The organism is Acidimicrobiia bacterium, from assembly GCA_035471805.1.
Lineage (GTDB): Bacteria > Actinomycetota > Acidimicrobiia > Spongiisociales > JAHEDJ01 > JAHEDJ01.
This window is the reverse complement of the sequence record DATIPS010000038.1, coordinates 1-22,327: the sequence shown is the minus strand read 5'-3', so window position 1 is coordinate 22,327 and position 22,327 is coordinate 1. Positions and strand designations below refer to the sequence as shown.

At 63.5% G+C, this 22,327-nt stretch carries 21 protein-coding genes; 16 read left to right on the top strand and 5 right to left on the bottom strand.

Translation table 11 applies throughout. The annotated features are described in order from the left end of the window. Position 1 precedes the first annotated feature (1 nt). From VLT15_08270 to VLT15_08220, 11 genes are all read left to right on the top strand, one after another. Positions 2 to 1,363: an NADH-quinone oxidoreductase subunit D gene (locus tag VLT15_08270; GenBank protein HSR45210.1), complete on the top strand. Its 1,362-nt coding sequence runs from the start codon at positions 2 to 4 to the stop codon at positions 1,361 to 1,363. A gap of 73 nt (positions 1,364 to 1,436) precedes the next feature. Then, positions 1,437 to 2,114, top strand: a complete 678-nt coding sequence (locus VLT15_08265) for an NAD(P)H-dependent oxidoreductase subunit E (GenBank protein ID HSR45209.1) — start codon at positions 1,437 to 1,439, stop codon at positions 2,112 to 2,114. Next, complete coding sequence (gene nuoF, locus VLT15_08260; GenBank protein HSR45208.1) at positions 2,111 to 3,427, top strand: NADH-quinone oxidoreductase subunit NuoF; 1,317 nt, start codon at positions 2,111 to 2,113, stop codon at positions 3,425 to 3,427. The genes VLT15_08265 and nuoF overlap by 4 nt, the downstream gene beginning before the upstream one ends. Continuing rightward, positions 3,424 to 5,868, top strand: coding sequence for an NADH-quinone oxidoreductase subunit NuoG (nuoG, locus tag VLT15_08255; GenBank protein ID HSR45207.1), 2,445 nt, complete (start codon positions 3,424 to 3,426; stop codon positions 5,866 to 5,868). Before nuoF ends, nuoG begins: the two co-directional genes overlap by 4 nt. After that, positions 5,868 to 7,007, top strand: a complete 1,140-nt coding sequence (nuoH, locus tag VLT15_08250; GenBank protein HSR45206.1) for an NADH-quinone oxidoreductase subunit NuoH — start codon at positions 5,868 to 5,870, stop codon at positions 7,005 to 7,007. The genes nuoG and nuoH overlap by 1 nt, the downstream gene beginning before the upstream one ends. A gap of 13 nt (positions 7,008 to 7,020) precedes the next feature. After that, the gene (gene nuoI, locus VLT15_08245) at positions 7,021 to 7,743 is read left to right on the top strand and encodes an NADH-quinone oxidoreductase subunit NuoI (GenBank protein ID HSR45205.1); all 723 of its coding nucleotides are present in this window, start codon (positions 7,021 to 7,023) and stop codon (positions 7,741 to 7,743) included. After that, on the top strand, positions 7,740 to 8,270 hold the full coding sequence (locus tag VLT15_08240) for an NADH-quinone oxidoreductase subunit J (protein HSR45204.1): 531 nt from the start codon (positions 7,740 to 7,742) through the stop codon (positions 8,268 to 8,270). The genes nuoI and VLT15_08240 overlap by 4 nt, the downstream gene beginning before the upstream one ends. Continuing rightward, positions 8,270 to 8,575, top strand: coding sequence for an NADH-quinone oxidoreductase subunit NuoK (gene nuoK, locus VLT15_08235; GenBank protein HSR45203.1), 306 nt, complete (start codon positions 8,270 to 8,272; stop codon positions 8,573 to 8,575). Before VLT15_08240 ends, nuoK begins: the two co-directional genes overlap by 1 nt. An 85-nt stretch (positions 8,576 to 8,660) precedes the next feature. Continuing rightward, positions 8,661 to 10,556 (top strand): NADH-quinone oxidoreductase subunit L, encoded by a 1,896-nt coding sequence (gene nuoL / locus VLT15_08230; protein ID HSR45202.1) that lies wholly within the window; start codon positions 8,661 to 8,663, stop codon positions 10,554 to 10,556. 136 nt (positions 10,557 to 10,692) lie between these two features. Next, the gene (locus VLT15_08225) at positions 10,693 to 12,237 is read left to right on the top strand and encodes an NADH-quinone oxidoreductase subunit M (protein HSR45201.1); all 1,545 of its coding nucleotides are present in this window, start codon (positions 10,693 to 10,695) and stop codon (positions 12,235 to 12,237) included. Continuing rightward, complete coding sequence (locus VLT15_08220; GenBank protein ID HSR45200.1) at positions 12,230 to 13,714, top strand: NADH-quinone oxidoreductase subunit N; 1,485 nt, start codon at positions 12,230 to 12,232, stop codon at positions 13,712 to 13,714. The genes VLT15_08225 and VLT15_08220 overlap by 8 nt, the downstream gene beginning before the upstream one ends. Positions 13,715 to 13,764: 50 nt before the next feature. On the opposite strand, the gene VLT15_08215 is transcribed toward VLT15_08220, so the two are convergent. Further along, a complete protein-coding gene (locus VLT15_08215) occupies positions 13,765 to 14,547 on the bottom strand; it encodes an aldose 1-epimerase (protein HSR45199.1) in 783 nt (260 codons plus the stop codon). Then, complete coding sequence (locus VLT15_08210; GenBank protein HSR45198.1) at positions 14,544 to 15,689, bottom strand: Gfo/Idh/MocA family oxidoreductase; 1,146 nt, start codon at positions 15,687 to 15,689, stop codon at positions 14,544 to 14,546. Before VLT15_08210 ends, VLT15_08215 begins: the two co-directional genes overlap by 4 nt. Before the next feature lie 131 nt (positions 15,690 to 15,820). On the opposite strand from VLT15_08210, the gene VLT15_08205 reads away from it, so the two are divergent. The 3 genes from VLT15_08205 to VLT15_08195 are packed head-to-tail and all read left to right on the top strand — an operon-like array spanning position 15,821 to position 18,382. Continuing rightward, on the top strand, positions 15,821 to 17,008 hold the full coding sequence (locus tag VLT15_08205; protein ID HSR45197.1) for a polymer-forming cytoskeletal protein: 1,188 nt from the start codon (positions 15,821 to 15,823) through the stop codon (positions 17,006 to 17,008). Between the two features lie 37 nt (positions 17,009 to 17,045). Next, positions 17,046 to 17,978 carry a hypothetical protein gene (locus VLT15_08200; protein HSR45196.1) on the top strand — a complete coding sequence of 311 codons (933 nt, stop codon included), beginning with the start codon at positions 17,046 to 17,048 and terminating at the stop codon, positions 17,976 to 17,978. Further along, positions 17,969 to 18,382, top strand: coding sequence for a hypothetical protein (locus VLT15_08195; GenBank protein HSR45195.1), 414 nt, complete (start codon positions 17,969 to 17,971; stop codon positions 18,380 to 18,382). The genes VLT15_08200 and VLT15_08195 overlap by 10 nt, the downstream gene beginning before the upstream one ends. Positions 18,383 to 18,403: 21 nt before the next feature. On the opposite strand, the gene VLT15_08190 is transcribed toward VLT15_08195, so the two are convergent. Next, positions 18,404 to 18,721 (bottom strand): rhodanese-like domain-containing protein, encoded by a 318-nt coding sequence (locus tag VLT15_08190; protein ID HSR45194.1) that lies wholly within the window; start codon positions 18,719 to 18,721, stop codon positions 18,404 to 18,406. A gap of 120 nt (positions 18,722 to 18,841) precedes the next feature. Between VLT15_08190 and VLT15_08185 the strand changes: the two genes are divergently transcribed. Both VLT15_08185 and moaA read left to right on the top strand, forming a co-directional pair. Further along, on the top strand, positions 18,842 to 19,111 hold the full coding sequence (locus VLT15_08185; protein ID HSR45193.1) for a metal-sensitive transcriptional regulator: 270 nt from the start codon (positions 18,842 to 18,844) through the stop codon (positions 19,109 to 19,111). Positions 19,112 to 19,142: 31 nt separating this feature from the next. Beyond that, a complete protein-coding gene (gene moaA / locus VLT15_08180; GenBank protein HSR45192.1) occupies positions 19,143 to 20,147 on the top strand; it encodes a GTP 3',8-cyclase MoaA in 1,005 nt (334 codons plus the stop codon). A 43-nt stretch (positions 20,148 to 20,190) separates the two neighbouring features. On the opposite strand, the gene VLT15_08175 is transcribed toward moaA, so the two are convergent. Then, on the bottom strand, positions 20,191 to 20,616 hold the full coding sequence (locus VLT15_08175; GenBank protein HSR45191.1) for a rhodanese-like domain-containing protein: 426 nt from the start codon (positions 20,614 to 20,616) through the stop codon (positions 20,191 to 20,193). Between the two features lie 225 nt (positions 20,617 to 20,841). Further along, complete coding sequence (locus VLT15_08170; GenBank protein ID HSR45190.1) at positions 20,842 to 22,269, bottom strand: pyridoxal-dependent decarboxylase; 1,428 nt, start codon at positions 22,267 to 22,269, stop codon at positions 20,842 to 20,844. Positions 22,270 to 22,327: the final 58 nt, after the last annotated feature.

Here is a 22,327-nt window from a genome sequence, read left to right as displayed (position 1 = left end):
GATGACCGATCAGAGGAACCGGGACAAGCGCAAAGTCGATCTCTGGCTGACGGGCACGGAGGAGCCGTCGTGGCTGGTCGAGGGCACCGACGAAGGTTCCCAGAAGATGGCTTTGCATGAGACCGAGAGCCGCCGCGCCGATCAAGAGGGCCGGAGCGTGCTCGATGATCGGGTCCTCGTCGAAGACATCGCTCCAGACGACGAGTTGATGATCGTCAACATGGGTCCGCAACATCCATCGACTCACGGTGTGCTGCGGGTCCACATCGAACTCGAAGGTGAGATCATCCGCCGCTCCAAGCCGATCATCGGATATCTCCATACGGGCATGGAGAAGACGGGCGAGGATCTGACCTGGCTCCAGGGCCCGACCAACGTAACCCGGATGGACTACCTGGCCCCGTTCCACAACGAACTGGTCTTCTCTCTGGCGGTGGAGAAACTCCTCGGTATCGATCTCCCGCCGCGCGCAGAGGCGATCCGTTTGTTGATGACCGAGTTGAACCGCGTATCCAGCCATCTCGTCGCCCTTGCCACCAACGGGATGGACATCGGTGCGCTCTCAATGATGCTGTACGGGTTCAGGGATCGCGAACGGATCCTCGCCTTCTTCGAGAAGACGACCGGATTGAGGATGAACCACAACTACATCCGGCCCGGCGGCGTGGCGGCCGACCTGCCACCCGGATGGCAGGAGGACATCGAGTTCATACTCGACAAGATCCCCCCTCGCCTCTACGAGTACGAGGATCTCCTGAAAGCCAACCCGATCTGGATGGGCCGCACGCGCGGCGTCGGGGTCATCACGCTCGAAGAATGTCTCGCACTGTCCGTCACCGGTCCGACGTTGCGTGCCGCCGGCAGCGATTGGGACCTTCGCAAGGTGTTTCCCTACTCGGGGATCGAGAACTTCCATTTCGAGGTCCCGGTCGGCCAGCGCGGCGATGTGTACGACCGCTACCGGATCCGGGTCGAGGAAATCTGGCAGTCGCTCTCGCTGGTCAGGCAGATTGCGGAGTCGATGCCCGACGGCGATTACAAGACCGATGACCGCAAAGTCGCCCCGCCTCCGCGCGCCCGCATCGACGAGTCGATGGAGGCCCTGATCCACCATTTCAAGATCTACACCGAAGGATTCCAGGTGCCGGAAGGTGAGGCCTACGTCGCGATCGAGTCACCCCGCGGTGAGCTCGGCGCATACGTCGTTTCCGACGGAGGCGCCAAACCGCTGCGGATGCATATGCGCACCCCTTCGTTTGCCAACCTGCAGGCGCTTCCGGTGATGATGGCCGATTCGCTGATCGCCGACACCGTGGCCACGATCGCCTCACTCGATCCTGTTCTGGGAGATGTGGACCGTTGATGAAGCCGCCAGCCGTCATTCGTGAGTCGATCGCAGGACTTTCGCGCCGCCGCCCGTGCCCGAGGAGACGCGCATGACCTGGCCCGCCGACACGCTTGCCCGGGCGAACGACATCATCGCCCGCTATCCGAAGAAGCGTTCGGCTGTGATGCCGCTGCTGTACATGGCCATGAAGGAAGACGGTCGTCTCACGGACGACGGCATGCGCCAGGTTGCCGAACTCACCGGGCTGACTCCGGCCCAGGTCCAGTCGGTCGCCTCGTTCTACGTCATGTACAAGACCGAGGCGCAGGGGAAGTACCTGGTTTCTGTGTGCAGTTCCATCTCCTGTTTCCTGCTCGGTGCCGACGACGTCCTGCACGCGGTTGAGCAAGCCGCCGGCGTCCCGGCCGGGGAAGCCGACGATGAGATCGGTGTCGAGCATGCCGAGTGCATCGGCGCATGTGGTGGGGCGCCGGCCTGTCTGGTCAATTTCGAGTTGGTCGAAGGGCTCACGCCGGAGAAAGCCAAAGAGATGATCGATTGGCTCCGCAACGCCAAACCCGATGTGATCAACGCCGATGAGCTGCAGACCCTCTTCGGAGGCCGGCGCAGCTTTGACTGGGCGATCAAGGATGAAAACGGTGCGGTCGGCCCGTATCCGGCTTTTCCGCCTTTCGGCACCGCCGCTCACAACACCCCACCCCTGGAGCCCGGCAGGTTGCCGTCGGGTAGCGCGCGGTCCGTCCCCCTCGAAGGGGGCGCTTCGTGAACCAGACACTCGTCCTCTTCCGCCGCATGACCGACCACCCGGCAGATTCGCACACTCTCGACCGCTACCTCGAAACGGGTGGATACGAGCAAGCCCGCATCGCTCTCGGCAGGACCCGCGCAGAGCTCGTGGAACTCGTCAAGAGCTCCGGGCTCATCGGGCGCGGCGGAGCCGGGTTCTCCGCCGGCATGAAGTGGTCGTTCCTGGCACCCGCCAGGCCGGCTTATCTCGTGGTCAACGGCGATGAGTCGGAGCCGGGGACGTTCAAGGACCGTCAGCTCCTCGAGCGCGACCCGCACCAGATGATCGAGGGGATGATCATCGCCGCGGTCGCCAACGAGGTTCACGAGGCTTTCGTCTACATCCGCGGCGAGTATCCGAAACCCGCCAGGCGGGTTCAGCAAGCCGTCTCCGACGCGTACGAGCGGGGCTACCTGGGCGCGAACGTCATGGGGACCGGATACCACCTGGACATCACCGTCCATCTGGGTGCCGGCGCCTACATCTGTGGCGAAGAGACGGCCCTGTTGAACAGCCTGGAAGGCCGGCGGGGTGAACCACGACTGAAGCCGCCGTTCTTCCCGGCCGCCAAGGGTCTCTACATGCTTCCGACGATCGTCAACAACGTCGAGACGATCTCGAACCTCCCGCACATCGTCGAGCGGGGTATCGATTGGTATCGGGATCTGGGACACGGAGTCGATACGGGCACCTTCCTCTTCTCGATCTCCGGGCACGTCAAGAAACCCGGCAACTACGAGCTTCCGCACGGCATCACGTGGCGCGAGTTGATCTACGACGTTGCCGGTGGCATCAGGAACGACAACGAGTTGAAGGCCTGGGTCCCCGGCGGCGCTTCGGCTCCCTGGTTTGTACCTTCCAAGCATCTCGACCTGCAGATCACGAAGTCGGTGACCGACACGAGCGGGTCGATGCTGGGCTCCGGCGCGGTCATCGTCATGGACGAGACCACGGACATGGTTGCTGCCGCCGAACGGCTGGTGAGGTTCTTTGCAGAGGAGTCATGCGGTCAATGCACACCATGTCGGGAGGGCACCACCTGGCTCGACATGATCCTGCGCCGGATGCTCGACGGTGGAGGCCGGGCCGTCGATCTCGATCTCCTGTACGACGTTTCGGACAACATCTCGGTCGGCGTCGGTTGGCCGCCCAAGCAGACGACGATCTGCCCGCTCGGCCCGTCTGCCGTCAGCGCGGTCAAGTCGCTTCTCGAGCACTTCCGCCCGGAGGCTGAGGAGCACATCTCCCGGGCGAATCGGGTTCCCCTGACGCTGAAGGGGGCCGGCGCATGAGCGAGATGGTCACCATCACGGTGAACGGCCAGGACCGCCGGGTGATTGCCGGGCAGCCGCTCATCCAGGCCTGCCTGGACACCGGGTCCTACGTGCCGCACTTCTGCTACCACCCGCGGATGGAACCGGTGGGCATGTGCCGTCAGTGCATGGTCGAGGTCGAGAGCCCGATCGGAACGATGATGGTCCCGTCGTGTACTACGACCGTCCACGACGGCATGGTGGTCCACACCCAGTCGGACGTGATCAAGAAGGTGCAGGAGGGCATGCTCGAGTTCCTCCTCATCAACCATCCGCTCGATTGTCCGGTCTGTGACCGGGGCGGCGAGTGCCCTCTCCAGGATCAGACCATGGCGTGCGGCCCCGGCGAGAGCCGCTTCGTCGAAGAGAAGCGCCACTATGAGAAGCCGGTTCCGATCTCCGATCTCGTGTTCCTCGACCGCGAACGCTGCATTCTCTGCGCCCGTTGCGTTCGGTTCAGCGATGAGATCTCGGGTGATCCGCTCATCGAGTTCACGTTCAGAGGAGCGCACAATCAGATCCGGACCTTCCCGGATGAGCCTTTTGCCTCCTACTTCTCCGGCAACACCGTGCAGATCTGCCCGGTGGGGGCGCTGACCGCAGCCCCGTATCGGTTCCGTGCGCGTCCCTGGGACCTCCAGAAGGTTGCCAGCACTTGCACTCACTGCACCACCGGCTGTGACATCTCGGTCGACTCTTCGCAGAATCAGGTGCTGCGATTCAACGGTGTGGACAACGACTACACCAATCACGGTTGGTTGAGCGACAAATGCCGGTTCGGTTTCGAGTTCCTCGGCTCCGATCAGAGGATCACCACGCCCTTGATCAAGGGAGAGGATGGCGAGTTCGCTCCGGCCTCCTGGGGCCGGGCACTCGATGTGGTCGTCGAGCGGCTGTCGAGCATCATCGACCGGCATGGTGGTGGAGCCGTGGCCGCCCTCGGCGGTGCACGCGGCACCAACGAAGATGCCTACGCCCTCTCCAAGTTCATGAGGGTCGCGATCGGCTCGAATCACGTCGACGCGCAGATGGACGATGGGCTCAACGCGCAGTTCCTCGCCGCGCTCGCCGGGCGCGGTCAGATCAACGATCTCGAGAATGCGAAGACGGTCCTCCTGTGGGGCCCGGACCTCAAAGAGGAGAACGGCACCCTCTATCTCCGCGTGCGTCGCGCCGTCCAGACCCTCGGTGCTCGTCTGATCGTCGTTCACCCCCGTCGTACCGGTCTGGATGACCGTGCCGATTTCAAGTTCGGCTACCGGCCGGGAGACGGAGCGGAGACGCTGCGGAAACTCATCGCCGGTGAAGGCGAGTTCGGGCCGGCGCGTGAGCTTCTGGGTGAAGGCTCGGTGGTCGCCCTGGTCGGCAGGACCGGCTACACCGAGGATCCGCGGCTCGCGGAAGCGGTAGCTGCCTTCGTCCGGGATCTGCCCGGATCGTCGGTGCTCACCCTGGCCAGACGCTCCAACACCTACGGTGCGCTCGACATGGGCCTGGCACCGACCCTGCTGCCCGGTCGGATCTCGGCAGACGACGAATCCGGGCGGTCGCTGGTCGCCTCCGCGTGGGGCGACCTGCCCGGCTCGGTCGGGCGTGACACCAGAGGAATCCTTCAGGGCGTCCGTGACGGGGCGATAAAGGCCATCGTTCTGCAAGGTGCCGACCCGGTCAGGGACATGCCGGACGGCGCACTGGCTGCCGGAGCACTTGCGGATGCAGAGTTCATCGTGGCACTCGACATGTTCATCACCGACTCGACCTCGGCCGCCGATGTCATCCTTCCTGCCGTGGCGTTCACCGAGAAAGAGGGATCGGTCACCAACCTCGAAGGCCGGGTCCAGAAGGTCAATCAGATCGTTGCTCCGCCCGGCCAGGCGCGTTCCGACTGGTCGGTACTCGATGATCTCGCCCGACGGCTCGGAAAGCCGCTCGGTTTCGGCTCGGCCGAAGTAGTCGCAAAGGAGATCGCAACCGTCGCGCCTGCCTACGCGGGAGTCGATTGGGACGCGATCGACACCGAGGCCGGCGTGGTCGTGCCTGCCGGCGGTGCGGCTCAGCCTTTGCAGTACGTGCCGGTCGCAGGTTGGTCCGGTAACCCCCCGGCTTCGGACTCTGGAGGCGGAACGGTGATGCGACTCCACTATGCCAGGACCCTCTACGACGACGGTGTACTGATGCGACACGGCCTGTCGCTCCACCCGCTGGCCCCGGGAGGCTTCGCGGCGATCACTTCGGCCGACGCGGCCCGGCTGGGGGTGGCAGAAGGCGACATGGTCACCGTCAATGAGGTGGCGTTGCCCGTCCGCATCGACGACAGCCTTTCAAACGGCGTGGTCTATGTGCCGTTCAACCAGCCCGGCATCGCCTCATTGGGTGAATCGTCGGAGGTCGAGTTGGTGGTGAAGGAGGCGGGAGCCTGATGGATTTCTGGGACGTTCTGTTCGTCGCAGCCCGCGTGGTCCTCGCCTTTGTCATTCCGCTGGTGGCGGTCATCTTCCTCGTGTGGGGCGAACGCAAGATCAACGCCGACATGACCAACCGCATCGGCCCGAATCGTGCCGGGCCGTGGGGGATTCTCCAGACTGTTGCCGACGGCCTGAAACTCTTCTTCAAGGAACAGGTGACGCCGCGAAAGGTCGAGTTCCTTCTGTTCGCGGCGGCTCCGATCATCGCGTTGATACCGGCCTTCATGACTTTCCTCGTGATTCCGTGGGGTGAGGGGTTCACCTGGGAGATCGGGGGAAAGGTCCGGGAGTTCGCCTTCGTCGGCGCGGATCTCAACATCGGCGTCCTGTTCTTCCTGGCGATGTCCTCGGTGGCGGTCTACGCCATCGTCCTGGCCGGATGGTCGTCCGGTTCCAAGTATCCGTTGCTGGGCGGCATTCGCGGTACGGCGCAGGCCATCTCCTACGAGGCGGCCATGGGTCTTGCCATAGTCGCGGTGATCTTGTTCGCTTCCACCACTGCGACCGAAGGAGGGACCCTGTCCTTCGTCGAACTGGTGGAGCGCCAACGAGGCACATGGGACGAGGTCGTGTCCCTACCCGGTGGTCTCTCGTGGTTCGAGAATGTGCTCGGCCTGATCCCCCGTTGGAACATCCTGCCCCAGTTCATTGCCTTTGTGATCTTCATGATCGCGGCCGTCGCCGAGACCAACAGGGCACCCTTCGACCTCGTGGAAGCCGAGCAGGAACTGGTCGGCGGGTTTCACACGGAGTACTCGGGTTTCCGGTTTGCGATGTTCTTCCTGGCCGAATACACGAACATGTTCAACATGTCGGCCATTGCGGTCGTGCTCTTTCTCGGCGGTTGGGATGGTCCGACTTTCGATCGATGGTTGCCCGGGATCATCGTGACCTTCTTGCCGCTCCTGTGGTTCCTGCTCAAGACTGCAGCCGTCCTGTTCGTCTACATCTGGATTCGGGCCACCTGGCCCCGCTTGCGCTACGACCAGTTGATGAATCTCGGATGGAAGCGACTCATCCCCGCCGCTCTGGTGTGGCTGATCGCCTCGACGGTCGTCGTATCGATTCGCCAGTTCGGCTGGCCCTGGGCATGAGAGGAGGTGACCGATGGGAATTGTGAATGACTTCGCCAAAGGGCTCAAGGTCACCTTGCGTCAGATCTGGGGCGAACGGGTAACCGCCGAGTATCCCAAAGACATGCGGGAGAAACCGCAGCGGTTCCACGGACGGCACGTGCTCAACCGCTACCCCGACGGCATGGAGAAGTGCATCGGTTGCGAGCTGTGCGCCGGCGCATGTCCGGCGCGTTGCATCTACGTGCGCGGTTCCGACAACCCCGTTGAAGCTCCGGTATCACCGGGAGAGCGCTTCGGTTTCGTCTACGAGATCAATATGTTGCGTTGCATCTTCTGTGCGCTGTGCGTAGAGGCGTGCCCGACGGAGGCAATCACGATGACCCATCTCTTCGAGATGTCGACCACCAACCGTGAGGACGCCGTCTATACGAAGAGGGAGTTGCTGGTCGAGGCCGACGGGAAGCCGAACCACATGTTCCCCGACGATCCGCTGGCGGATATGGGCGAGCTTCGAAAGGCAGACGGTTGGATGAGGGCCGTCGCCCCGGGCGGTAGGGCCGCCTACGAGGGCCAAACGCCGTGGAGCGAGTCGGCAGGTGTCGGCGTGCGACCTGCCGAACCTGCCCAGGAGCCGGCCCGCCCGCTCGTGGCCGCTCTCCCGGATTTCCTGGATGTTCCTTCTGAGACGGAAGCCGGCGCACCCGAAGCGTTGGACGCCGGCCGGTCCCCGCTGCAGGAGGAGGAGAAGGAATGATCGAGCTCGTCCTCTTCGTCATTGTGGCGGCTGTTGCCATCTTCGGAGCTCTCACGGTGGTTTTCGCCAGGAACCCGGTCTACGGCGCAATGGGGCTGATGATGACCCTGTTCTCGCTGGCGGTGTTCTACGTCGTCCACCTTGCGCATCTCGTGGCCGCGGTTCAGGTGATCGTCTACGCGGGTGCTGTGATGACTCTGTTCCTGTTCGTCATCATGATGATCGGCGTCGACAGAGAAGAAGACATCTCGGGGAAACTGCCGATGCAGCGGCAGGTCGTGGGAGCGCTCGGACTGGTGGTGGTGCTGGTGGCCGGCGTCGCCGCGGTGGGCGGTCGCTTCGACTGGGTGCGACCGGCTGCTTCGACCGTCGAGGCCAACGGAACGGTGCAGGAGGTTGGCAAACTCCTGTTCACGGAATGGATCTTGCCGTTCGAGGCGACGTCGCTGTTGCTGATAATCGCCGCGGCAGGAGCGATAGCCCTCGCCTACTTCGGGCCGCGCCGCCGCGATCGAGAGGATGCGTGATGGAAGTCACAGCAGGCTGGTACATGACGCTCGCCGCGGTGTTGTTCTTGATCGGAGCAGGCGGCATGCTGATCCGGCGCAATGCGCTCATGATGTTCATGTCGATCGAGTTGATGCTCAACTCGGTCAACCTCACCTTCGTCGCAGCCGGAAGGGAACTCGGATCTCTCGACGGTCAGTTGGCGGTCTTCTTCGTTCTGGTCGTGGCCGCCGCCGAGGTCGTTGTGGGCTTGGCGATCATCGTCTCGGTCTTCCAGAGCAGATCGAGCGCCTCGGCAGACGAACTCTCGGAGCTGAGAGGATGAGGCGTACTTCTCGCTTCGCTCGAAGTCCGTTTGGAGTCTCGCTTCGCGAAACTCCACATTTGGTGACCGGCACCGGAGGTGCCGAATGACCGATTTCATCTGGCTCGTAGTTGCGCTGCCGGCCGCCGGAGCGGTCTTCCTGCATTTCCTCGGCAAGCGGGTCGGCGAGCCCGCCTCAGGATGGATCGCATCCCTGCTCATGTCGGGGGCGTTCGTCTATGCGTTGCTGGCCGCGGTTCCCTTCTTCCAGGGGACCGGTCATCCGGAGTCCGTCGTGCTTTGGTCGTGGATGCCGTCGATCGGTGCCGAGTTCGCCATCAGGTGGGATCCGCTCTCGTCCCTGATGACCCTGGTGGTCACCGGCGTCGGGACGCTCATCCACTTCTATGCGATCGGCTACATGCACGGCGATTCGAGGTTCTCCCGGTTCTTCACCTACATGAACCTGTTCGCGACGGGCATGCTGACGCTGGTGCTGGCGGACAACTTCGCCATGCTGTTCCTCGGTTGGGAAGCGGTCGGACTCTGTTCGTACCTGCTGATCTCGTTCTGGTACACGAAGCCGTCGGCGGCCGCCGCCGGCAAGAAGGCCTTCATCGTCAATCGCATCGGTGACTTCGGGTTCATGATCGCCCTGATGATCATCCTCACTCAGTTCGGGACGCTGTCGTTCGACGTTCTCGAGGATCCGCATCTCGGGTTGAGCACGGGCCTCGCCACCGCGGTCGGTCTCCTGATGCTGGTCGGTGCCGCCGGAAAATCGGCGCAGATTCCCCTGTATGTGTGGCTTCCCGATGCGATGGAAGGCCCGACTCCTGTTTCTGCTCTGATCCACGCCGCGACGATGGTCACCGCCGGTGTCTATCTGGTGGCCCGCAACGCGGCGATCTACGAGATGGCCCCGGTAGCCGCCACAACCGTGGCCACCGTCGGCGCCCTGACAGCCCTGTGGGCCGCAACGATCGCGATAGCGCAGAAAGACATCAAGGCCGTCCTGGCTTATTCGACGGTGTCGCAACTCGGCTACATGTTCATCGGTGTCGGCAGTACCGCCTACGTGGCCGGGATGTTTCACTTCATGACCCATGCCTTCTTCAAGGCACTGCTCTTCCTCGGAGCCGGATCGGTCATCCATGCCATGTCGGACGAACAGAACATGGACAAGATGGGTGGCCTCGCCAAGCACATGCCGGTGACTGCGGCAACCATGGGGATCGCCACGCTCGCCATCGCCGGAGTCCCTCCGTTGGCCGGGTTCTGGTCCAAGGACGAGATTCTCGGAGCCGCCTTCAATCAGGGCGGCTGGATGGTGGTCCTCTGGGCCATCGGTCTCGTGACCGCCGGGATCACGGCCTTCTACATGACCAGGCAGTTCGTGATGGTGTTCCTCGGCAAGCCGCGATGGGACGAGGGTGTCCATCCACACGAGTCGCCCAGGACGATGACGGTGCCTCTCGTGGCGCTGGCGGGTTTGACCGTTCTGGGCGGGTTCGTCAACACTCCTTTCAGAACCGGTCTGGAGCACTATCTGGAGCCGAGCTTCGAGACGGTCGAAGGCGCGATCCACATGGCCCACCCGGCCGACGGATCCACCGCCTGGGTTCTCGCCGGCGTGGCCGTCCTCGCCGGCCTGATCGGCATCTACCTCGCCTACCGGTTGTATGCGGGTCCGGAAGATCGCCGTGCCCGGGTGCTGGGCCGTTTGGCCCGACCCATCTTCGCCTGGGAGAACGCCTACTGGGTTGACAGGTTCTACGGCAAGACGATCGTGCTGCCGGGCAAGAGTGTCGCCAACTGGGCCGCATTCAAGTTCGATCTCGGTTTCATAGATGGGATCGTCAACGGAGTCGCCGGAGCGGTGAAGCGGTTGGGGGCGGCGGTACGCCCGCTTCAAACCGGTTTCGTCCGCAACTACGGTGCGATGCTGGCGGCCGGTTCCGTGGGGTTGCTCATCTGGTTCCTCAGTCGAGGGGGGTTGTGATGGCCGGCCACGTGAATCATCGTTCGGTCGAGTCGCGAGTCGCGAGTCGCGAGTCGCGACTCGCCACGCGACACGCGACCCGTCACTCGCTACCCGTTGACCATCACACCGTGTGTCGCGCGGGGGAGTCTGGCCGATGACTTTCCAGATTCTCGACGCCTTGATCATGACCCCTGTCGCGGCAGCGTTGATCGTCGCTCTGGTGCCCAATCGGCGTTCGGAACTGCACCTGCCGCTCGGAATAGCGTTGTCGATGATCCCGCTCGCTCTGGCCGGCTGGCTGTTCTTTGCCTTCGAGAAGGGGGTCGCCGGCTACCAGTTCGTCCACGAATCTCCCTGGTATGAGCCGTGGGGAATGTCGTGGCACGTCGGTGTCGACGGAATCTCGCTGGCCCTGATCGCACTGACGGCTCTACTGGTGCCCATCTCGCTGGCTGCTTCCACCGCGATCACCGACCGGACCAAGTTGTTCGTGGTGTTCATGTTGATACTCGAGGCCGGCTTGATCGGCGTGTTCGTCGCGCTCGACCTGATCCTGTTCTTCCTCTTCTTCGAGGTCGTTCTGGTGCCGATGTATTTCATCATCGGGGTGTGGGGTGGCGAGCGGCGGATCTACGCGGCCTACAAGTTCTTCATCTACACGGCCCTGGGGTCGGCGCTGATGTTGGCCGGGATCATTGCCCTGGCGTTCTTCCACCGGGACCAGGCCGGCGCGCTCAGCTTCGGTTATGAGCAGCTTCTCAACCTGGAACTGACCGACACCGCCCAGCTGTGGCTGTTCGGGGCTTTCGGCCTGGCGTTCGCAATCAAGGTGCCGATCTTTCCGCTCCACACGTGGCTCCCGGACGCCCACGTCGAGGCTCCCACGGCCGGTTCGGTGATGCTGGCCGGCGTCTTGTTGAAACTCGGAACCTACGGTTTCATCCGGTTCAATCTCGGCCTGTTCCCCGACGCCACGATCGAGCTCATCCCGGTCATGGCCACCCTGGCGGTGATCGGCATCATCTACGGAGCCTACGTAGCCATCGTTCAACCGGACCTGAAGAAGCTGGTGGCGTACTCCTCAGTCAGCCACCTCGGTTTCATAGTCCTCGGTACCTTTGCCCTGACCCAGGCGGCCGTTGAGGGAGCCGTCATTCAGATGGTGAATCACGGCATCACGACCGGCGTCTTGTTCCTCATGGTCGGCATGCTCTATGAGCGCCGCCACACGAAGAAGATCGCCGACTTCGGTGGGATCTGGCAGGTGGCCCCCTGGTTCTCCGGCGTGTTCCTGTTCACCGCATTCGCGTCGATTGGCTTGCCCGGCTTGAACGGCTTCGTCGGTGAGTTCATGGTGCTCATGGGCAGCTACGCAACGCTTCCGGTCGCGGCCATCTTCGGTGCATTCGGTGTGGTTCTCGCCGCCATCTATCTGCTGTGGGCCTACGAGCGGGTGTTCACCGGACCGATTACAAATGAAGAGAACCGCAATGTGGCGGATCTGAACGCTCGCGAGGTGTCGCTGCTTGCGCCGCTCGTGGCGCTGATGCTCGTGATCGGGCTCTATCCGAACATAATCCTCGACCGGCTGACCCCGTCGGTCGAAGCGGTCCTCGACCGGATCGAAGTCACGACCACATACGAAGTTCCGGAGCCCGGACCGTTGTCCGAGGTGTTGGGAGGAGGCCACGGTGACTGATTTCCTTCCGATCATCGCCCAGGTCGATTCGGGAGCGTTGGGAGTCTCATACCTGGCGATCGGCCCCGAGCTGGTCCTGGCATTCGGTGCAGCGTTGATACTGATGGTCGATGTGTTCTACAAGCCCAGACACACCGTCCACGCCGGCATCGTGTTCTCAACTCTGGTGTTGGCCGCGGCGACCGCGATTCTCCAATACGACCGGGTTCAGGACGGGGCGACGATTCACTTCTCCGGGATGATCGTTTCCGACGACTTCGCGGTGCTCGGCAAGTTCCTGCTGCTGCTCGTTGCCGTTCTGGGATTGCTGGTCGCCTGGCCGATGGTCGAACAACTCGGGCGGCGCGGCGCCGAAGGAGTGGCGCTGGTGCTGTTGTCGGCAGCCGGGTTCATGTTCATGGTGGCCGGTGCCAACTTGATGATGGTGTTCCTGGGTTTGGAGATCGGGTCGATCTCCCTGTACATCCTCGCCGGGATCACCAGGGAGAGCATCCAATCCGACGAGGCTGCCCTCAAGTACTTCCTGCTCGGATCATTCGCTTCGGCGATATTCGTCTACGGTGTCGCTCTGGCGTATGCCGGAACCGGCGAGTTGTCCCTGAGCGGCATTGCCGCTCAACTGCCCTCCACTGCGATCGTGCTGCGCCCGGGAGTGGTCCTGGTGGCGATGGCGTTGATCGTCACGGGCTTGCTGTTCAAGGTGACGGCCGCGCCGTTCCACGCCTGGGCACCGGACGTCTACCAAGGTTCGCCCGCCGGGATCGTCGGATACATGGCGACGGCGGCCAAGGTTGCCGGATTCGCAGCACTCGCCCGGATTCTCTACGTGAGCTTCGGGTCGTTTTCCGACGATTGGGGGCCGGCGCTCGCCGCCGTTGCCGCAGTCTCGGTGGTGCTCGGGACCCTCATGGCGATCATGCAGACCGACATGCGGCGCTTGCTCGCCTACTCGGGTGTCGCGCACGCCGGATTCATCCTCACCGGCATCGTCGGGGGGCAGCTGCGAGCCGTGTGGTTCTACCTCGCCGTCTACGTTGTGCAACTCATTGCCGCCTTCGCGGTGGTTTCAGTCATCGCAGGCCCGACCGGGTCGGTCTCGCCGCTCGACGACTACAAAGGCCTCGCCAGGCGCTCGCCCTACCTGGCCGGAGCGTTGACGGTCATGCTGCTGGCCCTGGCGGGGATGCCGGCAACCGCCGGGTTCATTGGGAAGCTCGGTGTCTTCACGTCGGCCTGGGGCGGCGGATACGAGTGGCTGGTCGTCACCGGCCTGGTGGCATCGGTGGCCGGGTTCTTCTTCTACATCCGCATCATGGTGCTGATGTACATGCAGGAACCGGTCCTCGCCGAGGCACCGGGAGCTGACGTGGCGAAACCGTATGTGTCCCCGAACGTCGAAGTCGTGCTGGCCATCGCCATCGCCATCACGATCTTCTTCGGGATCTATCCAACGCCGCTGCTCGATTTCCTGGGTTAGCGTCACAGCAGACGTCCGGCCGGTTCAACTTCACGTCGCCGCTTCGTATCTCATTCGAGTTCCCATCGCATCGTCATCCGGGCGATCAGAGGCCTGCCGGGTTCCACGATGAAGGGGTCGTTGTTCACATCGTCGGGCGGTGCGGTCTGGGGTTCGACGCAGAGGGCATGGTCACGTTCGTTGAAGACCGTCCAGTATCGACATGTGGACTCGATCGTGAGAGCGGCGAAGCCCGGCCAGCGGATCGAAGGCGGCCGTTCCACACCACCGAAGCAGTCATCCCAGGGTCCGTCGGACGGCGCCACCCGGTCCCGAGTCGCGATTCCATGCTCATCGCGCCGCAACATGAAGCCCGGACGGAAGTCCAGTTCGGCTCTTGCGCCTGCGACCTGCCTTCTCAGCCATGGATGCCACCCACAGGATGCCGGCATGGCGGTGCCCTCGGCGTGTACTTCGAGCTGCAGGTCGAGTTGCCCCGAACCGAGCCGGATGCGCTGGCGGGCATACCCCGGGAACGGCCAGAACTCGCCGAGACGGATTACGAATGAGCCGTCACCTTCGGGCGTCCACGGCCGATCGAGCACGGTGCCGTGGATGGCATGGTCTCCATCCGTTACCCGGAGCCGGTGCGTCGAGCCGGCAAATGCGAAGCGACCATTCCGAACGCGGCCGGCATAGGGCGCCATGGGATAGAGGCCCCAGTCGATCGGCCGGGACGCCCCGGTGACGAGGATTTGCCGACCGCGGATCTCGAGAGAGGAAAGCCGGCAACCGGCCGCCACGTCCACTTCGATGGAGGCTTCGGCGGTCGAACTCTGGTACCTGGACGTCACGTGACCAGGTCGGCGATCGAGACCGGGCACCGCTCTCGAGCCGAGATCAAAGCAGCCTCGAGGATGCGCTGGGTCTGCAGGGCGTCTGCGAAATCCGGTATCGGCACGACGGGCTCGCCGCCGTCGATAACGGTGAGAATGTCGGCGGCCTGGTGCGTGAAGGTGTGGTCGTAGCCGAGCCAGTGGCCGTCCGGCCACCAGTTGGATGCGTAGGGATGATCGGCCCCGGTCACGAGGATCTTCCTCCATCCCTGAAGGCGGGGCTCCTCGGTGGCGTCGAAGAACTGCAGTTCGTTCATCGCCTCGAAGTCGAAGCTCAGCGCCCCGGACTCGCCGTGGATGGTCATGCGGTTGGAGTTCTTGAAACCCGTCGCCAGGCGTGTCGCCTCGAAGCTCCCGATCGCGCCGCCTTCGAACCGGGCGAGGAACAACACCGCGTCGTCCACCGTCGACCGTCCGCGGTCCGTCGGGGAGCCGGGAAGTGGTCGTTCGTCGATGAAACGCTCCTCCGCTGCCCCGATGACCTCGGTGATCTCGTCGGTGGTGACGAAACGGGCCATGTCGACGATGTGAGCATTCAGGTCACCGTGTGCGCCCGTGCCTGCCTGGTCCCGTGAGAAGTGCCAGTCCAACGGCGTGTCGGGCCCGGCCCAGCTCTGGAGGTACGCCGCCCTGACGTGATAGATCCGCCCCAGCCGCCCTTCCTGTACGAGTTGCCTGGCAAGTGCGACGGCCGGGACTCTGCGGTAGTTGTGCCAGACGAAGGTCTGCCGACCCGTGCGGACCGCGGTCGCGGCCATCGACCGGGCGTCCGACAGTGTCCCCGCTAGAGGCTTCTCGCACGCAACGTCCTTGCCGGCCTCCATCGCCGCGATCGCCTGATCATGGTGTAGATGGTTTGGTGTCCCGATGTCGACGAGGTCGACCTCGGGGTCTGCGATCGCTTCAACCCAGTTGGTCGTCCATCGGTTCCACCCCCATCGGTCGGCGAAAGCCTCGAGAAAGGCTGCATCGCGGGCGGCGATGTGCCGGAGCACGGGCAACCGGGGAACGTCGAAGAACCGACTCACCTGCGACCACGCGTTCGAGTGTGCCTTTCCCATGAACTTCGACCCGAGCAGGGCGATGCCGATCTCTCTCATGCTGAAAGCCCAGTGTGGCCGGCCACGAGTCACCTCCGCTCGTTCGGGTGAGGCCAAGCTACCAGCGGCAGGACCAGTACGGCCCACCTGCTCTCCGTCGAACACTTCCGGCAGGCCACTAGCCTCGGTGTGTGAGTTTCCGCAGGGTCATCAGCTTCCTATTCGTGTTCGGGCTCTTTGTGACGGCCGCCGTGCCTGCTTTCGGGGCGGACCGGGCCACCGCCGACTTCGTCGTGGTCGGAGTCGATGAAGTCATAGTGGAAGACCTCTACGCCGTCGGAAACTCAGTCGACGTGCGCGGCACCATCGACGGCGACCTCATCGCCTTCTCGGGGACCGAGGTGCGCATTCGGGGTCTCGTCACGGGTGACGTGATCGCCGTCACCGGCAGTGTTGTGATCGACGGGACGGTCGAGGGGTCCGTCCGCGCGACTGCCGGTTCCGTGTCGGTTGCGGGGATCGTCGAGCGGGATGTCGTCGTGGTCGCCGGCTCGACCGAGATCACGGGTAGCGTGCGAGGCGACCTCCTCGTCTGGGGCTGGTCGCTGAACCTCGCCGGCCTCGTCGAAGGATTCGTGTGGGGTCAGACGATCGGCACGACCCGCATTTCCGGCGACATCGGACACGACTTCGAGATGACGGTCGGGGCCCTCGACGTGCTGGAAGGTGCCTCCGTCGTCGGGGATCTCGGATATCGATCGCCCGATCCGGCGACGGTCGACGACTCGGCGGAGGTCGGCGGCCAGCTGATAATGCGGGAGCCGACCAGGCAGAACATCCGCCTGCGGGCCGTAGTTCTGGTAGGAGCGATACTCGGGGTGCTGTTGTTCGTGGGCGGTGGCCTGGCTCTGTTCTGGCTGGCACCGCGGTCCCTTCGCAACGCGGTGGAGTCGGTGCGGGTCGGTTGGGGGAGCGTCATCGTGACCGGATTGCTCATGCTCCCGGTGCCGGTTCTGATTCCTGCCGTGATCGCAGTGATTGCGGGGACGGCCGACCCGGACGTTGCGTTCCCGTTCGCGCTGGCTTTGATACCAGTGGCGATCGGTGTGGCCGGTTTGTTCGCATTGATCGTGCTGGTCGCCCCGGTCCCCGTACTGACTGCGGTAGGACTGAAGCTGGCTCCGGCTCGCAGTGCGTTCTTTGGTTTCCTCGCGGGTTCCGGCATCTTCCTCGTCACCATGCTCATCCCGTTCGTGCGCGGCTTCGTACTTGCCGCAGTAGTGGTGCTTGGGCTCGGGTCCTGGGTGATGGGAGCCGTTCGATCACGGGGGGAAACAGGGTGGGAAGCGAGCCCGCCATTGACAGTCGGCGATAGTTAGCGATAGTTTAACCTCCTACTAGCGGTTGTGGGTGTAGGTGGCAGACTTTCGACTCGTCGATCAAGGCGGCCTGGCCGGATTAGCGGTGCTGCTTGCCGGGGCCGCCGCCGAGATCGCATACAGCGGGAGGGCTGTGCACGCCGCCGATCGTGCCTCCGGTGGTGCCGTCGAGGCTTTGACTGCTGCGGCCGCCGCGCTCGAAGGATCTGTGCACGACATCCGCCGGAAGTCCGTCTTGGCGGACTTCCGGGGCTCTTGGTTCGAAGCGCCTGTGTCCGATGCCCTTCCGGGTCACGTGCGTGTCTTCGGAGTGGTGGGGTCTTCGGAGACGTGGGAGTCGGGCACGCCCGGCGATCATGATGGTCAACTGCGTGGCCGGCTGGCCGGAGGCGAGTGGAGCCATCGGGTTTCCGTCGGCGAGGCGGAACGCATCGGTCGCCTCGGCACGTTCTCCGTCGCGGCACTGGCCGTGCAGGGTCATTCGCTGGCCTGGGTCGGGACCAGCGGCCGGGGAATGTCCGCAGGTGTCGAGATCGGTCTGGACCTTGACCTGGCCCGCGTCGAACACGGTCTCGACGCCGGCTGCCTCGACACGGAGCTGGCGGCGTTCGTCGGCGGGTCCGCGTCGCTCGAAGGCACGGTCGATTTCGATGTATCCGATGGTGACGGCGGGTTCGTGGGTGCGGTCGGGGCCTTCGTCGGCATGGCCGCCGCCGGCGAAGTTGCCGTGGCGCACGGGCCGGCGCGGATGACGGCCGGCGGAGAGGCGGGAATCGGCTTCGGAGTCGAGATCGATGCTGCAGCCGGTTTCACGAATGGTGTGTTCGAGTTCGACTTCGGTGCCTCAGCCTTTCTGGGCGTCGGCGGCGGATTCGATTGGGGCATCGAGATCGATCTCGGCGCGGTGGCGGAAGGGACCCTCGGTGTTGTCGACGGCGCTGTCGACTGGATCTCGTCGCTATGGCCATGATCGTTTTTGCAGGCGCCGGGTACAGCCTCACGGTTCCGGCCCGGTGGCCGCGGCTGGCCACACCACATCACCTGGCGGTCTTCCTGGGGGCAGAAGTAGACGGCGTGCGCTCATCGATCACGCTCAGTCGATTCGCCGGTGAGACGGCGGCGGCCGCCGCAGCCGCCCGGTCGGACCAGTCGCGCCGGTTTGCGGACTACGAGGTTCTCGCGGAGTCGGCCGTGGGCGGCCGGATCTACCGCCGCTACCGCTGGATCCACGGTGGGAGAGTCCCGATGCTGCAGCACCAGTTGTTTGCTTCGAGACTGGTCCTCACCTGTTCCCGCCTCGAATGTCAACAGACCGGAAGCGATGAAGAGGCCTTCCTGGTGGCGGTCGAGAGCTTGCGGGTGCAGCCGGTCTAGCGGGGATGAGTACCGGCGCCCTCAAGCCTCAGAGGTGTCTTGCGCGACTCTGGCGACCTCCAGAACCCCGCCGGCGAGATTGGCCGCTCTATAACCGTGCGATACCAGCCAGGCCGCCGCGTGCTGGGAGCGGTTTCCGGTTCTGCACACAACGAGGATCGGGTTCTCATAGGGGATCTGGTCGAGGGACACGGGCAGTTCGCCCATGCTGATGAGCTTTGAGCCCGGCAGGACGCCGGTCTGGGCCCATTCGAATGGTTCACGAACGTCGAGCAGAACGGCGTTGTGTTTCTCAACCCATGACTGCCAGGCGTCTGCTTCGACTTGTTCGATCTGCATTCGCTCTCCGAGGTGAAAAGCTCGAGTACCGGCTGGAGTGTACTGAGGCTCTTTATCAATCCCGTCAGCCGGGTGGATAGGGTACCCTACGGGGTACCGGTACCAGCCGAAGGAACGGATATGCAGTTTGAGCCGAACACGGTCGAGGAATCCATCCGACGTCTCAGGCGCGTCGAGGGACAGATCGGCGGGGTAATTCGCATGATGGAGGAGAACCGCGAGTGTCGTGAGGTCTTCCAGCAGGTAGCGGCGGCCACCAAAGCGCTGGAACGGGTCGGATTCAAGCTTCTCGCCTCACAACTCCGCGAATGCGTGATCGACGAGGAGAGTGCCGTCAAGGACGGATACACGCCGCAGGAACTCGAGCGCCTCTTCATGAGCCTTTCCTAGGAACTCCCGGAACGCGCTAGCGTCGGTGCTCATGCTCACGGATACCCGGCAACGGCCGCTCAGAGATCTCCGCATATCGGTAACCGACCGGTGCAATTTCCGCTGCCGGTACTGCATGCCCAAGGAGATCTTCTCCAGGGAGTACGAGTTCCTCGCTCGTGATCTGCTTCTGTCGTTCGAGGAGATTGCCCGAGTGGCGGCGCTCTCGGTGCGTGCTGGGGTCGAGAAGGTGCGAATCACCGGCGGTGAGCCGCTGCTGCGGACAGATCTCGAGCACCTCATCGCCATGCTCGGGGGGATCGACGGCCTACGTGAGATCACCCTCACGACCAACGGTGTCCTTCTGGAGCGCAAAGCAGCCGACCTCGCCGGGGCCGGGCTTCGTCGGGTGACCGTTAGCCTCGACTCCCTCGACGATGACGTGTTCATGAAGATGAACGACGTCGGTTTTCCCGTTCAGAGAGTGCTGAACGGGATAGAGGCAGCGGTTGCCGCCGGGTTGGCGCCGGTCAAGATCAACATGGTCGTCAAACGCGGGGTCAACGACGACTCGGTCCTCGACATGGCACGGCACTTTCGAGGAACGGGCAACGTGGTCCGCTTCATCGAATACATGGACGTCGGCACGACGAACGGCTGGCGGCTCGACGATGTCGTCCCCGCGGTCGAGATACTCGGTCGGATCGGAGAGAAATACCCACTCGAACCGATCGAAGCCAACTATCCGGGGGAAGTAGCGCGGCGCTGGCGGTACGTCGACGGGGCGGGTGAGATCGGGGTGATCACGTCCGTCACGCAGCCGTTCTGCTCCACTTGCACGCGCGCCCGGATATCCGCAGACGGCCGGTTGTACACCTGTCTATTTGCCGCATGGGGGCGTGATCTGCGCGCCCTCTTGCGGTCTGGGGCCACGGATGAGGAAATCGGCGCGGTGCTGGCCGATGTGTGGGCAAAGCGGGAAGACAACTACTCGGAGCGCAGGTCTTCGGCGACCGGGGGTCTCGACAAGGTCGAAATGAGCTACATCGGGGGGTAGCCGGTCGCTCGTAGGTCGGGGCTCGGGCTCGAGGCCCTGCGGCTCACTGAGTGATGTTGAATCCGCTGTTGTACCAGGCCTGGATGCCGCCGGCCAGGTCGTAGACGTCGACGAATCCGAGATCACGCATGGTCCCCATGGCGGACCCGGATCGATTCCCGGAGTTGCAGTAGACGAAGTAGGTCTTGTCTTTGTCGAGATTGTCCAGCTCGGAGGAGAAGTTCGCCTGGTAGAAGTCGATGTTGACGGAACCGGCGATTCGGCCTGAGTTGAACTCTTCCGGAGTGCGGATGTCGAGGATGACGAAATCGCTCGATCCTTCGTTGTCGGCGAGGAGCTGGTTGGCGTCCGCCGGGTTGATCAACTGGATCGACTGAGTGGCAGGTGCGTCGGCCGTCGCGGTTCCCGAACCGCAGGCTCCGAGCAACACGACTGCGCTGAGGCTTGCGGCGATGATTCGAGTCTTCATGGTGTCACCTCGTTGTTGTCACGTGAGAAGCGGCCCGGGGAGAAGGGCCGCGGTCTCGGAGATCAGCAAAGGTACCATACCCGGTGGGGTATATCAAGGGAGTTGGGTTTTCTCAGCAATACTGTCATCGCTGGGGATCAACAGTATTGCCGAGAATACGTCTTTGGATTTCTCAGCAATACCGTCATCGCTGGGGATGAACAGTATTGCCGAGAAAACTTGGGCTCAGGGGGCGGCGTTCACAATCAGATCCCATGCCCGGCGCACGTGCCGTTCTTCCGTATACGTCTGACCGATTGCCATCCGCAGGGTCAAACGGCCGTCGAGCTTGGTGTGCGTGAAGAACGCTTCGCCTGAGGCGTTCACCGTGTCCACGATGCGCTGGTTCACTTCGTCGCCGCCGACGTGCCGGAAGCACACGAGGTTCACGGTGACGGGTGCGGCCGGCTCGAAATCCGGATGGTCCTCAACCCACCCGCTGAACAACCTGGCCAGGCGGAGGTGTTCTCCGACATGATGTTGCAGTCCCTCGACGCCGTAGTGGCGCAGAACGAACCAGAGCTTCAGGGCGCGGAACCGCCGGCCGAGGCCTATCTGCCAGTCCCGGTAGTCGATTACCGCGCCGGACTCGGTCGCCTCGTTGCGGAGGTATTCCGGAAGAACCGAAAGGGTTTTGATCAAAGACGCCCGGTCGGCGAGGAAGAGGGCCGAGAAGTCCAGATTGGTGAACAACCACTTGTGGGGATTCACGACGTAGCTGTCGGCGAACTCGACCCCGTCGTTGAGCCACCTCATCTCGGGCAGCACGGCGGCCGATCCCGCCAATGCTGCGTCGACATGGAACCAAGTTCCATACTTCCTGGCGATTTCGCCGATTCGCCGCACCGGATCGATCGCGGTTGACGACGTTGTCCCGATAGTGGCGACTACGACGGCCGGGGTCTTGCCGGCCGCGATGTCTTCGAGGATCAACCGTTCGAGGTGCTCCGGTTGCATTGCGTACTCTTCGTCAACGTCGACGAGGCGCAGGTTGGCCGCCCCGATGCCGGCGATTCGAATGGCCTTCTCGACCGACGAGTGCGCCTGGCCGGATGTGTAGGCCGTCAGATTGCCCAGATTGCCCGTGTCGTTGGTGGTGAACTCCGTTGCCCGTTCCCGCGCCGCCAGGATGGCGACCAGCGTCGAGGAGGAAGCGGTGTCCTGGATCACGCCACCCCCCGAACCCGTCGACAGGAACACTTCCGGAAGGTCGAGCAGTTCGACCAGCCAGTCCATCACGTGTGTCTCGAGTTCCGTGGCGGCCGGACTGGTGGCCCACAACATGCCCTGGCTGCCGAGTCCCGCCGAGATCAGTTCCCCGAGGATCGAGGGTCCGGAGGCGTTCGCGTTGAAGTAGGCGAAGAAGTTGGGCGACTGCCAGTGGGTGATGCCCGGCATGATTATGTCGTCCAGATCGCGCAGCATGGCCTCGAACGGCTCACCGATCTGCGGCGGATGCGCCGGCAGGCCGCTACGAACGTCACCCGGTTCGACCTGTGAGAGCACCGGGTAGCTCTCGACTTCTTCGAGGTAGCGCGCCACCCATTCCACGGCTGCGTTCCCGGCGGCGCGAAATTCTCCGGGCGTCATGTGGTAGTTGTGGCGTCTCTCCATGGGTTGCACGTTAGACAACACCGGTTTTCGCGCGACATTCGGAACCTATAGGGGCTGA